Source organism: Streptococcus sp. 27098_8_186 (assembly GCF_041432055.1).
Taxonomy (GTDB): domain Bacteria; phylum Bacillota; class Bacilli; order Lactobacillales; family Streptococcaceae; genus Streptococcus; species Streptococcus dentalis.
Map to the genome: position 1 here is coordinate 45927 of NZ_JAPVYV010000002.1, position 12902 is coordinate 58828.

Here is a 12902-nt window from a genome sequence, read left to right on the forward strand (position 1 = left end):
TGGTTAGAGCTTTTTTATCTCGTTTTTTCAAGGAAGTCTTTGACCCATGTGAGCTCTACCTCATTTAAAGGTCGGCTTTCGCCAGGTGCTAACTGAGGATCCAAGGTGAAAGGGCCAAAAGACAAGCGTTTTAAGGTCATTACTTTGACTCCAATAGCTAAAAACATCTTTTTCACTTGGTGGTGTTTTCCTTCCGAGATCCGGACCTGGGCCTTGCTGTAGCTGGGGTGGCTTTCTAGAATGGTCAAGGAGGCAGGCTTGCAGATAGGGCCGTCAGTGAATGAAATCCCATTCTGAAATTGCTCGATGTGGGCTGCATAGAGCGGACCATTGACTTCTACCTCATAGACCTTCTCCACATGGTATTGAGGATGGAGCAGTTGAAAGCCTAAGGGACCATTATCTGTGACGAGGAGCAGACCACTGGTATCGCGATCGAGGCGACCAAGTGGATAGAGGTCTGGGTACTCTTGCTGAGGGTCCACTAGATCGATCACCGTTGGATGGTGGGCGTCTCTTTTGGCGGTCACGGCCCCGATTGGTTTATGGAGCATGTAGTAGTGGTGACGTGGTTTTTGAATGATTCGTTCCCCGATTTGAATCTGTTGGAGTCCAGGGTCGATGTTTTGGGATAGCTTTTGAGCTGGTAGGTGATCGACCAAAATTTGCCTTCGGGCCAGAAGTTGTTTGATGTCTTTACGAGCGTACTGATGGTCTGCCATCAATTGATCTAATCTCATGGGAGCCTCTTTTTCTGAAATTCTTATCATCAGTGTATCATGAAAAGAAAAGGAAATCGAGTCGGAGAAAAGAAATGAAGATGAAAACATTTACAACTAGCTGAACTGTGTTTTTTAGATAGGACTGTGGTATAATTGTTCAGTTAGAAATATTATTTAAAATTTTATAGAGGAAATCATGACAAAATTAAGAGAAGATATTCGTAACGTTGCGATCATTGCCCACGTTGACCATGGTAAAACAACCTTGGTAGACGAATTGTTGAAACAATCGCACACCTTGGATGAACGTAAAGAATTGCAAGAACGTGCAATGGACTCAAACGACCTTGAAAAAGAACGTGGGATCACGATCCTTGCTAAAAATACAGCCGTTGCTTATAACGGAACTCGAATCAATATCATGGACACACCGGGACACGCGGACTTTGGTGGAGAAGTGGAACGGATCATGAAAATGGTCGATGGGGTTGTATTGGTCGTTGATGCCTACGAAGGAACCATGCCTCAGACGCGTTTCGTATTGAAAAAAGCCTTGGAACAAGATCTTGTTCCGATCGTTGTAGTTAACAAAATCGATAAACCATCTGCTCGTCCAGAAGAAGTTGTAGATGAAGTTCTTGAACTCTTCATCGAATTAGGTGCAGATGATGACCAATTGGAATTCCCAGTTGTTTATGCATCAGCGATCAACGGAACTTCTTCACTTTCAGATGATCCAGCTGATCAAGAGCACACAATGGCACCGATCTTTGATACTATCATTGATCACATCCCAGCTCCAGTTGATAACTCAGATGAGCCCCTTCAATTCCAAGTATCCCTGCTTGATTATAACGACTTCGTTGGACGTATCGGTATCGGACGTGTCTTCCGTGGTACTGTAAAAGTTGGGGACCAAGTAACCCTTTCTAAATTGGATGGAACAACTAAGAACTTCCGTGTTACCAAACTCTTTGGTTTCTTTGGTTTGGAACGTCGTGAAATTCAAGAAGCTAAAGCGGGTGACTTGATCGCGATCTCTGGTATGGAAGATATCTTCGTTGGAGAAACGATCACACCGACAGACGCAGTTGAAGCTCTTCCAATCCTTCACATCGATGAACCAACGCTTCAAATGACCTTCTTGGTTAACAATTCACCATTTGCTGGTCGCGAAGGAAAATGGGTAACCTCTCGTAAAGTTGAAGAACGCTTGCAAGCGGAATTGCAAACAGACGTTTCTCTTCGTGTTGACCCAACTGATTCACCTGATAAATGGACAGTTTCAGGACGTGGGGAATTGCACTTGTCTATCTTGATCGAAACCATGCGTCGTGAAGGATACGAATTGCAAGTGTCTCGTCCAGAAGTTATTATCAAGGAAATCGATGGTGTCAAATGTGAACCGTTTGAACGTGTGCAAATTGACACACCAGAAGAATACCAAGGATCTGTTATCCAAAGTCTTTCTGAACGTAAAGGTGAAATGTTGGATATGATCTCAACTGGTAACGGTCAAACTCGTTTGGTCTTCCTTGTTCCAGCGCGTGGGTTGATTGGCTACTCAACAGAGTTCTTGTCAATGACACGTGGTTACGGAATCATGAACCACACCTTTGACCAATACTTACCAGTGATTCCAGGAGAAATCGGTGGACGTCACCGTGGTGCTCTTGTTTCAATCGATAACGGAAAAGCAACCACTTACTCTATCATGTCTATCGAAGAACGTGGTACGATCTTTGTCAATCCAGGTACAGAAGTTTACGAAGGAATGATCATCGGGGAAAACTCTCGTGAGAACGACTTGACCGTAAACATTACGAAAGCCAAACAAATGACCAACGTTCGTTCAGCTACTAAGGACCAAACAGCGGTTATCAAGACTCCTCGTATCTTGACCTTGGAAGAATCTCTTGAGTTCTTGAATGACGATGAGTACATGGAAGTAACACCTGAATCTATCCGTTTGCGGAAACAAATCTTGAACAAAGCAGAACGCGAAAAAGCAAATAAAAAGAAAAAATCAGCAGCTGCTGAATAATACGGAAAGAAAGGAGAAACAAAATGGTCTATTTTATCTTAGGAATTTTGATTCTCCTTTTTTACCTTTTTATGACACCAAAAAGCATTCGTGGCACGTTAGATAGTGTGGTATTGGTTATTTTGATCGTCTCGATTATCGTATTAACCTGTCTCGCTGTTTTTCAGATATTCCAACTACCATCTGAGTTTTTTGTCGGCGCCTTACTAGCCTTTGTTGGCTACCTGGCTTTGGTGGATATTTCAAGATTACCAACCGAGTTAAAAAAACGGAAACAGTAGAAGCTCAATATAAATCGTTAGAGTTATAAAAGGGAAATTCTTCTCTTTTGTAACTCTTTTTTCTTTGGTATGAGCCAAAAATTACTTCAAAGAATGAAAAAGGAGCACACCTTGATCGGTTTGCTAATTGATTGTGCTAAGGGTATAATAAAGGAAAGAAATAAGGAGGGAATAGAGATGAAATCAAAAATGATTAGAAATCTGTTTCTGATTCTTGGTGGGATTAGTGTTTTACTCTTAGGATCTTGTAGTTGGAACTCTATACCAAAAAAATCTTCTGACGAGTTTTCACAGTATGAATATGCTGTTAGCTTTTATTCCTATCGCCCAAAGGGCAAAAGGGATATCCTAACGAAGATTTTTTTCATTGACAAGAAAGGAGAACAAAAAGAATATTCTCTAAAAGGGTATAATGTTGGTACGCTTTTCCAAAAAGGAAATGAACTCTATGCCTACTCTTTTGGAACTAGACCTCATTTGGTGTTCAAGTCCCCTTCTACTTATTCCGTTTATCCAAGTCAATTTTCCTTTATGGATTTTACTAACTATCCTGTTCGATTTGTTTCAAAGGGACAGAAAGGGCCGATTGAAGGATTATCTGTGGAGGATGGGAAGGTAGGTGTGTTGCGAAGTCGCATCCGCTACACCAACTCTAAAAACAAGCAGGTACTGTCACCAGAGGTTGATCTGAGCCTTGATAAAGGAATCGAAGTCAATTCAAAAATTTTTGTTACAGGATTTGATTTAGTTGGTGATGATATGAGTTTTCTCTACCTAGATGAGGAAAAGAACGAATTTGAGTTTATTGAGTTGCAGGATCCGTCTCAGTCTGATTTTCAGGAACTTTTATTGGTAGACGGGAAAGTGATAACCGTTGGGAATCCTAAATTTACTCGCTTTGATGATGAGAAAAAGCGAGAGGAAAAGAAAAATAAAATTAGCCTGACAAGTGTTGATCCAGAGACGTTAGAAGTAAGCGAAGAGACCTTTGAAGCTGAGAGAGTCCTCACTGCTTATCCTATTCATAATCACTTTCGCTTTGTGACATCAGATCATCGATTGCTAGAATATACAAGTGACTTAAAACTTGTTTCTGAAAAAGATTTATCCGGAACTGATTTTATCAAGCTTTTTAGTGATAAAGGTTTAAAAGTCCAAAAAGTTTGTTATACGGATGATAAGGTCGTAGTCTTAGCGACTCCAGCAAAAGCTTCCACTAAAGAAATGGGGACCATTGTTGAATTTGATGCTGCAACCTTAGAGGTGAAAAAACGGATTATGATTCCACTCTCTGAAAAAACAGAATGGGAGACGGATTCCGCTGATTTGCTTCTTATTGATCATCCCTAAAATTTTTTGCCAAGAAATATAGAAAAGAAAGATGGGTTAGAGTAGACGGAGCTTTAACTTTCATTTCTAATATAGACAACACCTACCGGTAAGTAATCACTTATTACATTTCGGTGGGTGTTATTTGACTCGGACAATAGAAGTCGAATCCGATGGTGATAGTTTACGTTTTCTTTGTTGATCTAGCCTTAGATGATTGAGGTTATCCTACCTATGTACATGAATTGCCCTACTCATGGGATTATCTAGTTGCCTTTAACAATCATGAACGATGGGATGATACAAGAGCAAAGTTCTATGTATATATGATGCCTGAAAGCTCTTATATGCCTGCAATATCCTTTAACCTCAACTTTTCTTTTGATGAAAGATAGATTCTACAAGGGACACCTTTAAAAAAATCTAAGCAGAGTAGATTTGATGTTCTCTATCGTCTAGACAATATAGGAATGGGGTATAGTTGAGGATTGTCAGAAACTGAAACAAGCTATTTACAAGGCTTATCTCAAGGAATCTAATGAGTTTAGAGGAGTCTGTCTATACTCCATAAAAAACAAAAGAACCTTGTAACAAACTAAATATTAAACTAGGAATGCCTCTTAAACAGTTAGTGAAATAGATAGAGGTATAAGAATGAGAAATAACATCAGTTGAATGGATTTAATCGGATGTTGTTTCTTTTTCTGTCTTTGGGCTTTTTAATTTTGCTAAAAAAAGGTAAAATAGAGAGTGATAAAAATGGAGCGAAGAAATCATGAAATTTGTGAAACAATTTGAAAATAAAAAGGTTCTTGTGTTGGGTTTGGCTAAGTCAGGCGAGTCAGCTGCTCGTTTGTTGGATCGCTTAGGAGCGATTGTGACCGTCAATGATGGCAAACCTTTTGAAGAAAATCCAGCAGCACAAAGTTTACTGGAAGAAGGGATTAAAGTCGTGACAGGAGGTCACCCTCTGGAATTGTTGGATGAAGACTTTGCAGTCATGGTCAAAAATCCAGGGATCCCTTATTCTAACCCGATGGTCGAAAAAGCGCTTGAAAAAGGCATTCCAGTCCTTACTGAAGTAGAATTGGCCTATCTGATTTCGGATGCGCCAATTATTGGGATTACAGGATCAAACGGAAAAACGACGACGACAACCATGATCGGGGAAGTCTTGACGGCTGCCGGCCAAGGTGGTCTATTGTCTGGAAATATCGGTTTTCCAGCTAGCCAAGTTGCACAAACAGCGACTGAAAAGGATGTTCTGGTCATGGAATTGTCTTCTTTCCAATTGATGGGAATTGAAGCCTTCCATCCAGAGATTGCAGTGATTACCAACCTCATGCCAACCCATATCGACTATCATGGTTCTTTTGAAAATTATGTAGCTGCCAAATGGAATCTTCAAAAGAATATGACAGAAAAAGATGTCATTGTCTTGAACTTCAACCAAGACTTGGCCAAGGAACTCGCTACAAAAACCAAGGCAAGGGTCCTTCCATTTTCAACGGTCGAAAAGGTGGACGGTGCTTATTTGGAAGATGGACTTCTCAAGTATAAGGGAGAAGTTGTTATGCGTGCAGATGAACTGGGCGTTCCAGGTAGTCACAATGTAGAAAATGCCTTGGCAACGATTGCGGTTGCAAAAGTCCGTGGTGTGGAGAATGAGGTCATTAAAGAAACCTTGTCGGCCTTTGGAGGAGTGAAACACCGCCTTCAATATGTGGATGAGATTCAAGGTGTCAAATTCTATAATGATAGTAAATCGACTAACATTTTAGCAACACAAAAAGCTCTTTCTGGTTTTGATAACAGCAAGGTGATCTTGATTGCAGGAGGGCTCGATCGTGGCAATGAATTTGATGAATTGGTGCCTCACATTACTGGCCTAAAGGAAATGGTGATTCTAGGGGAATCAGCTCCTCGAGTGAAACGCGCAGCCGATAAAGCAGGCGTCCCTTATGTCGATGCGGCAGATGTAGCAGATGCTACAAAGAAAGCCTTCGACTTGGCTAGCCCCGGAGATGTTGTACTACTAAGTCCTGCCAATGCCAGCTGGGATATGTATCCTAATTTTGAAGTGCGAGGGGATGAATTCCTTGCTACAGTAAAAGGGTTGAAATAAGATGAAAAAAATAATGTTTACTGGTGGGGGAACCGTGGGACATGTGACCCTTAATCTCCTCTTGATTCCAAAATTTATCGAAGATGGATGGGAAGTCCATTATATTGGAGACAAAAAAGGAATCGAATACCAAGAGATCAAAAAGTCTGGCTTAGACGTACGCTTCCATTCAATTGCAACGGGGAAATTGCGTCGCTATTTCTCTTTCCAAAATATGATGGATGTGTTCAAGGTAGCTTGGGGAACGCTCCAGTCCATTGCAATCCTGCTTCGTGTGCGTCCACAAGTTCTCTTCTCAAAAGGGGGATTTGTCTCGGTGCCTCCAGTGATCGCAGCTAGACTCACGCGTGTCCCTGTCTATATCCATGAGTCCGATCTTTCTATGGGATTGGCCAATAAAATTGCTTATAAATTCGCCACCAAGATGTACACGACTTTTGAGCAAGCACATGGTTTGACAAAGAGTGAGCATATCGGTGCAGTAACCAAGGTCACAGATCATATTCCGCCGACTTCAGAAGTTTTAGAAGAAAAAACAAAAGGTTTTCGAAAAGAGTTGCCGACTCTTCTCTTTGTCGGAGGATCAGCTGGTGCGCGTGTTTTTAATGAATTTGTGACAGAGTATCAAGCAGACCTCTTGCAGCACTACAATATCATCAATTTGACAGGCGATTCAACATTGAATCAGGCTGAGGGCGGTTTGTATCGAGTGGATTATGTAACGGATCAGTATTTGCCCATGCTCCAGAAGGCTGATTTAGTGGTGACTAGAGGTGGAGCCAATACCTTATTTGAACTCTTAGCTATGAACAAACTCCATTTGATAGTACCACTAGGAAAAGAAGCCAGCCGTGGCGATCAGATTGAAAATGCCCAATATTTTGTGGATAAAGGTTATGCAGAGCAATTGCAGGAAGATCAATTGACACTCGAAACCTTTAATGAAACCATTCAAGAAATGTTGAAGCAAAGCCAAGTCTACCACCAAGCAATGGAAAAATCTACAGAACTCCTTTCACTAGACGATTTTTATGGCCTGCTTCAAAAAGATATCAGTAAGGGAAAAGATGACGGACGACAATAAAAAAACGCCAACGGATGACAAAATTACAGAATTGTCAGCCTGGCAAAAAAGAAACAAAGAATATTTAGAAAAAAAAGCGCTTGAAAAAGCGAAAGAAGCCGAAACAGAGGAAACTGAAAGCGAAGAAGCAAAAGAAGACGAAGACCTTTCAGAAAAAGAGACAGCTTCTGTCTCAGAGGAAGAATCTGACGAAATAAAAGAGTCTGAAGAGGAAGATGAATCTGAGGTCGAAGAGAATTCAGAAGCAGATGGAGAAAGTTCAGAAGGAGAAGAGGACGATCCGGCTATAGAGGAGCTAGATCCTTCAGAGAAGCAAGAGAAAAAGCCTTCATTATTTGAACGCTTGAGGACGAAAAAGCCAAAGAAGGAACCGGCAGTGGCAAAACGTCATATCTATCGTGCCCTTCCTGTTATCGGCATCAGCTCGATCGTCGCGCTTTTCTCAATCTATTTTTTAAGCCCCTTATCCACACAGAAAGTGATTGAATTTTCAGGGAACAAAGCGGTTGATCAGAAACAATTGTATGAACAAAGTCACATCAAAGAAGAAGATTATACTCTGACGACCTTCCTTCATAAATCGGTCTATGAACAAAATATGAAAACGGCTAGTCCATGGATCAAAGAGGTTCACATGAATTATCAATTCCCAGTGACCTTTAAAGTCAATGTCGTAGAACACAAAGTGGTTGCCTATTATGTGACCGGAGAAGACCACTATCCAGTATTGGAAAATGGAGAAGTGGTGGAGACAGTAACTCCAGCTTCGGAATTGCCGTCCTCCTATATTAGCTTGAAATTCTCAGATCGAGAATTGGTTAGACAATTTGTCCAAGAAATGAAGTCTATTTCTTCTTCCATTACGGATAAAATTGTTTCGGTTGATCTGACACCGAGCAAGGTCACCAAGGATCTGGTGACCATTACCATGAAAAACAATAATAAAATCTTGGTGCCTGTTTCCCAAATTACCCGCAAGCTTCCTTATTATAAGGCTATCAGCAAGCAATTAGATGATGATTCGACTATCGATATGGAAGCTGGAGTTTTCAGCTATAGTGAACAATCCATTGCAGATGCCAAAGAGCAAGCTGAAAAAGAAAAGGCTGAAAGTACAGAAAATCAAGAAGAACATTCTGAGGAAGCAAGCCAAGAACAGAATCCAGAAGGAGAGAATTCTTCTGGGAATGAGTAAAGCCCATAAATTATCTCAAATAATTGAAGAAAAAATGTCCATTTTAGGCTTCTTTGTGATATAATGAAGTTTGGATAGTTCCAACTAAAAGGGCTATAAATAGATGTAAAGTGAAAACAAATAAAGAGAGAGGACTGGTGTAATGGCTAGAGACGGCTTTTTTACAGGTTTAGATATCGGTACTAGTTCAATAAAAGTATTGGTGGCAGAACATGTCAATGGAGAAATGAATGTAATTGGAGTCAGCAATGCAAAAAGTGCTGGCGTCAAAGATGGAATTATAGTAGATATCGAAGCTGCTTCAAATGCAATTAAAAATGCAATCAGCCAAGCTGAAGAAAAAGCAGGGATTTCAATCAATCTAGTCAATGTTGGGTTGCCTGCAAACTTACTACAAATCGAAGCAACTCAAGGAATGATTCCAGTCACAAGTGATTCAAAAGAAATCACAGATGCAGATGTTGAAAATGTTGTCAAATCTGCACTCACAAAAAGCATGACACCGGATCGTGAAGTAATCACCTTCATTCCTGAGGAATTCACAGTTGATGGTTTCCAAGGAATCCGTGATCCACGCGGAATGATGGGGATCCGACTTGAAATGCGTGGCCTTCTTTATACAGGACCTCGTACAATCTTGCACAATTTGCGTAAAACCGTTGAACGTGCAGGCTTGCAAGTTGAAAATATCATCATTTCCCCACTTGCTATGATCAAAACAGTCTTGAACGAAGGTGAACGTGAATTCGGAGCAACGGTGATTGATCTAGGTGGTGGCCAAACAACAGTGGCATCTGTTCGAAATCAAGAACTTCAATTTACAAATATCTACCAAGAAGGTGGCGATTACGTTACCAAAGATATTTCTAAAGTATTGAAGACTTCTCAAAAGTTGGCAGAAGGCTTGAAGTTCAACTACGGTGAAGCTTATGTACCATCTGCTGGGAACGAAGTCTTCCATGTAGAAGTCATCGGTGAAGTAGAGCCGGTTGAAGTTACAGAGAAGTACTTAGCTGAAATCATTTCAGCACGTATTAAACACATCTTTGAGCAAATCAAGCAAGACCTTGAGAGAAGACATCTGTTGGATCTTCCTGGTGGTATTGTGATTATCGGTGGAGGTGCGATCCTTCCTGGTGTTGAAGAATTGGCTCAAGAAGTCTTTGGTGTAAATGTGAAATTGTTTGTTCCAAATCAAATTGGAATTCGCAATCCAGCTTTTGCCCATGTGATTAGCTTGTCTGAATATGCAGGCAATTTGACAGATGTGGATATTATTGCTCAAGCTGCGGTTCATGGAGACGAAGTCTTGCGTCAACAACCGATTCAATTTGATCGTCCTGTGCAACCACAAGTACAACCACAACCTGCTACTCCAGCACAACCGGTAGTACCTGCATACAATGCTGAGAAAATTGAATCTCCAGTGGATGCTCAAGGAATTCCAGCAGCAAGCAATGATAGCAAACAAGAACCAAAAACTACATTCACAGACCGAATGAAAAATTTGATCGGTAATATGTTTGATTAAGGAGTGTAAGTATTTATGACATTTTCATTTGACACAGCAGCGGCACAAGGTGCAGTAATTAAAGTAATCGGTGTCGGTGGCGGTGGCGGGAACGCCATCAATCGTATGATTGACGAAGGCGTTGCCGGTGTAGAATTCATCGCAGCTAATACAGATGTTCAAGCACTTTCAAGTGCAAAAGCTGAAACAGTTATCCAATTGGGTCCAAAATTGACTCGTGGATTGGGTGCTGGAGGTCAACCTGAAGTTGGTCGTAAGGCGGCTGAAGAAAGCGAAGAAGTATTAACAGAAGCTTTGCAAGGTGCAGATATGGTCTTCATCACTGCAGGGATGGGTGGAGGATCTGGTACAGGTGCTGCACCAGTCATTGCTCGTATTGCCAAAGCTGTAGGTGCTTTGACAGTAGCCGTTGTGACTCGTCCATTCGGGTTTGAAGGTTCAAAACGTGGCAACTTTGCTATTGAAGGGATCAACGAACTTCGCGAGCATGTAGATACCTTGTTGATTATTTCTAATAACAACTTGCTTGAAATTGTAGACAAGAAGACACCGCTTCTTGAAGCTTTGAGTGAAGCAGATAACGTTCTTCGTCAAGGTGTTCAAGGGATCACTGACTTGATCACAAGTCCTGGATTGATCAACCTTGACTTTGCAGACGTGAAGACTGTTATGGAAAACAAAGGGAATGCCCTCATGGGTATTGGTGTTGGTAGCGGTGAAGAACGCGTTATCGAAGCGGCTCGTAAAGCCATTTACTCTCCACTTCTTGAAACTACAATTGATGGTGCAGAAGACGTGATCGTCAACGTAACAGGTGGTTTGGATATGACATTGATCGAAGCTGAAGAAGCTTCAGAAATTGTGAACCAAGCTGCAGGTCACGGAGTGAACATCTGGTTGGGTACATCTATTGATGAATCTCTTAAAGATGAAATCCGCGTGACAGTTGTTGCAACTGGTGTCCGTCAAGACAAGGTAGAACGCGTTAGCGGAATTGCTTCCTCACAACGTCCTTATAAAACAGGTCCACGTGAACAACGTCCACAAGCTGCACCATTTGACCGCGAATTTGATTTGAAACAAGATGTTGAATTGCCAACAACTCCAAGTCGTCCAGCGGTAGAACCAAACCGTGGCTCAGCCTTTGGTGATTGGGATATTCGTCGTGAGAATATCGTTCGCCAAACTGAACCAACATCAACACATCAAGTTGATCGTTACGTAGATTCATCTTCAGATGATGATGAATTGGAAACACCACCATTCTTCCGGAATCGTTAATCATGAATCTGGTAGAGAATGCTGATCTTGTTCGGCAACAAGTAGAAACAGCAAGAAACAAAGCTAACCGTCAAGATCAAGTTAATGTGATAGCTGTCACCAAGTATGTGGATGTTGCTACAACAGAAGCACTGGTGAAAACAGGTATCCAACATATCGGTGAAAATCGTGTCGATAAATTCCTAGAAAAGTATCAAGCTTTAAAAGAGTATGACCTCACTTGGCACTTGATTGGGAGCCTCCAACGGCGGAAAGTAAAAGACGTGATCAATCTCGTCGATTACTTTCATGCCTTGGATTCGGTGAAGCTAGCTCAAGAAATTCAAAAGCGAGCAGAACACCCAATCAAGTGTTTCCTCCAAGTGAACATTTCTGGTGAAGAAAGTAAGCATGGATTTGCACCCGATGAACTGGATGATGTTTTAGCGGAAATCGCACAGCTGGACAAAATTGAAATTGTTGGTTTAATGACGATGGCTCCTTTTGAGGCTAGTCAAGAAGAGTTGCAGGATATTTTTTCAAAAACTCACCAACTTCAGAAACAACTAGAAAAGAAACAATTAAAAAATATGCCTTTTTCAGAACTAAGTATGGGTATGAGTCGTGACTTTGAAATAGCCATTGCGAACGGAGCGACTTATGTTAGAATTGGGACATCATTTTTTAAATAGGAAAGAACTATGTCATTAAAAGATAAATTTAACAACTTTATTGACTACTTCACAGAAGACGGTGAAGAAGTAGAAGTTCATGAGGCAAAAGCAGCTGGGGCGGAAACACAACCAGTTCCACAGCCACAGCCGACTCCTCAAGTGACTTCTCCACGTCCGCAGATTAGTCAAAGAGAACCAGTAAAACCAAAACCGACTCCTGTCGCACCTGTTACGACTCCAGTGTCTACAGCGGCAGTGAAGGAACCTGTTTCAACAACGAAAAATACATCTGAGAATATTACTCGCTTGCATGAACGTCAACGTGAATTGGCTGCCAATCGTGCGAATACAGATGAAAAGATTACCATTGATGTACGCTATCCCCGCAAATACGAGGAAGCGACTGAAATTGTTGATCTATTACTATCTAATGAGAGTATCTTGATTGACTTCCAATATATGACTGAAGTACAAGCACGTCGTTGTTTAGATTATTTGGATGGGGCTCGTTATGTTTTAGCAGGAAATCTTCGTCGTGTTGCAAGTACCATGTACTTGTTGACTCCAATTAATGTAGTCGTTAACATTGAAGATATCCGCCTTCCAAATGATGTGGAAGTGACAGAATTTGACTATGATATGAAACGTAATCGTTAA

General features: G+C 41.2%; 11 protein-coding genes. 10 read left to right on the forward strand and 1 reads right to left on the reverse strand.

Annotated elements, in window-relative coordinates; translation table 11 throughout:
• Nucleotides 1-14: 14 nt before the first annotated feature.
• Nucleotides 15-740 carry a 16S rRNA pseudouridine(516) synthase gene (locus tag O3602_RS02985; protein WP_003012315.1) on the reverse strand — a complete coding sequence of 242 codons (726 nt, stop codon included), beginning with the start codon at nt 738-740 and terminating at the stop codon, nt 15-17.
• Between the two features lie 178 nt (nt 741-918).
• Between O3602_RS02985 and typA the strand changes: the two genes are divergently transcribed.
• The 10 genes from typA to O3602_RS03035 all read left to right on the forward strand — a co-directional run bounded on the left by typA (nt 919) and on the right by O3602_RS03035 (nt 12902).
• On the forward strand, nt 919-2766 hold the full coding sequence (gene typA, locus O3602_RS02990; RefSeq protein WP_003017941.1) for a translational GTPase TypA: 1848 nt from the start codon (nt 919-921) through the stop codon (nt 2764-2766).
• Between the two features lie 23 nt (nt 2767-2789).
• Nucleotides 2790-3047 (forward strand): DUF3165 family protein, encoded by a 258-nt coding sequence (locus O3602_RS02995; protein WP_003011812.1) that lies wholly within the window; start codon nt 2790-2792, stop codon nt 3045-3047.
• A gap of 111 nt (nt 3048-3158) precedes the next feature.
• The gene (locus O3602_RS03000; RefSeq protein WP_371611120.1) at nt 3159-4397 is read left to right on the forward strand and encodes a hypothetical protein; all 1239 of its coding nucleotides are present in this window, start codon (nt 3159-3161) and stop codon (nt 4395-4397) included.
• 754 nt (nt 4398-5151) lie between these two features.
• Nucleotides 5152-6501 carry a UDP-N-acetylmuramoyl-L-alanine--D-glutamate ligase gene (gene murD, locus O3602_RS03005; protein ID WP_342986532.1) on the forward strand — a complete coding sequence of 450 codons (1350 nt, stop codon included), beginning with the start codon at nt 5152-5154 and terminating at the stop codon, nt 6499-6501.
• Nucleotide 6502: 1 nt separating this feature from the next.
• Nucleotides 6503-7585 (forward strand): UDP-N-acetylglucosamine--N-acetylmuramyl-(pentapeptide) pyrophosphoryl-undecaprenol N-acetylglucosamine transferase, encoded by a 1083-nt coding sequence (locus tag O3602_RS03010; protein WP_371611121.1) that lies wholly within the window; start codon nt 6503-6505, stop codon nt 7583-7585.
• A complete protein-coding gene (locus O3602_RS03015; protein ID WP_371611123.1) occupies nt 7569-8780 on the forward strand; it encodes a cell division protein FtsQ/DivIB in 1212 nt (403 codons plus the stop codon). The genes O3602_RS03010 and O3602_RS03015 overlap by 17 nt, the downstream gene beginning before the upstream one ends.
• A 142-nt stretch (nt 8781-8922) precedes the next feature.
• Complete coding sequence (gene ftsA / locus O3602_RS03020) at nt 8923-10311, forward strand: cell division protein FtsA (protein ID WP_003012265.1); 1389 nt, start codon at nt 8923-8925, stop codon at nt 10309-10311.
• Between the two features lie 15 nt (nt 10312-10326).
• Nucleotides 10327-11592 carry a cell division protein FtsZ gene (gene ftsZ, locus O3602_RS03025; RefSeq protein WP_003005955.1) on the forward strand — a complete coding sequence of 422 codons (1266 nt, stop codon included), beginning with the start codon at nt 10327-10329 and terminating at the stop codon, nt 11590-11592.
• 2 nt (nt 11593-11594) lie between these two features.
• Complete coding sequence (locus O3602_RS03030) at nt 11595-12263, forward strand: YggS family pyridoxal phosphate-dependent enzyme (protein ID WP_371611126.1); 669 nt, start codon at nt 11595-11597, stop codon at nt 12261-12263.
• 9 nt (nt 12264-12272) lie between these two features.
• Nucleotides 12273-12902, forward strand: coding sequence for a cell division protein SepF (locus tag O3602_RS03035; protein ID WP_342986528.1), 630 nt, complete (start codon nt 12273-12275; stop codon nt 12900-12902).

What these genes read in the sequence shown, in the direction of transcription:
- ftsZ (WP_003005955.1), top strand. Translation starts at nt 10,327, where the DNA reads ATGACATTTTCATTTGACACAGCAGCGGCACAAGGTGCAGTAATTAAA.
- typA (WP_003017941.1), top strand. Translation starts at nt 919, where the DNA reads ATGACAAAATTAAGAGAAGATATTCGTAACGTTGCGATCATTGCCCAC.
- O3602_RS03030 (WP_371611126.1), top strand. Translation starts at nt 11,595, where the DNA reads ATGAATCTGGTAGAGAATGCTGATCTTGTTCGGCAACAAGTAGAAACA.
- ftsA (WP_003012265.1), top strand. Translation starts at nt 8,923, where the DNA reads ATGGCTAGAGACGGCTTTTTTACAGGTTTAGATATCGGTACTAGTTCA.
- O3602_RS03035 (WP_342986528.1), top strand. Translation starts at nt 12,273, where the DNA reads ATGTCATTAAAAGATAAATTTAACAACTTTATTGACTACTTCACAGAA.
- O3602_RS03015 (WP_371611123.1), top strand. Translation starts at nt 7,569, where the DNA reads ATGACGGACGACAATAAAAAAACGCCAACGGATGACAAAATTACAGAA.
- O3602_RS02985 (WP_003012315.1), bottom strand. Translation starts at nt 740, where the DNA reads ATGAGATTAGATCAATTGATGGCAGACCATCAGTACGCTCGTAAAGAC.
- O3602_RS03010 (WP_371611121.1), top strand. Translation starts at nt 6,503, where the DNA reads ATGAAAAAAATAATGTTTACTGGTGGGGGAACCGTGGGACATGTGACC.
- O3602_RS02995 (WP_003011812.1), top strand. Translation starts at nt 2,790, where the DNA reads ATGGTCTATTTTATCTTAGGAATTTTGATTCTCCTTTTTTACCTTTTT.
- murD (WP_342986532.1), top strand. Translation starts at nt 5,152, where the DNA reads ATGAAATTTGTGAAACAATTTGAAAATAAAAAGGTTCTTGTGTTGGGT.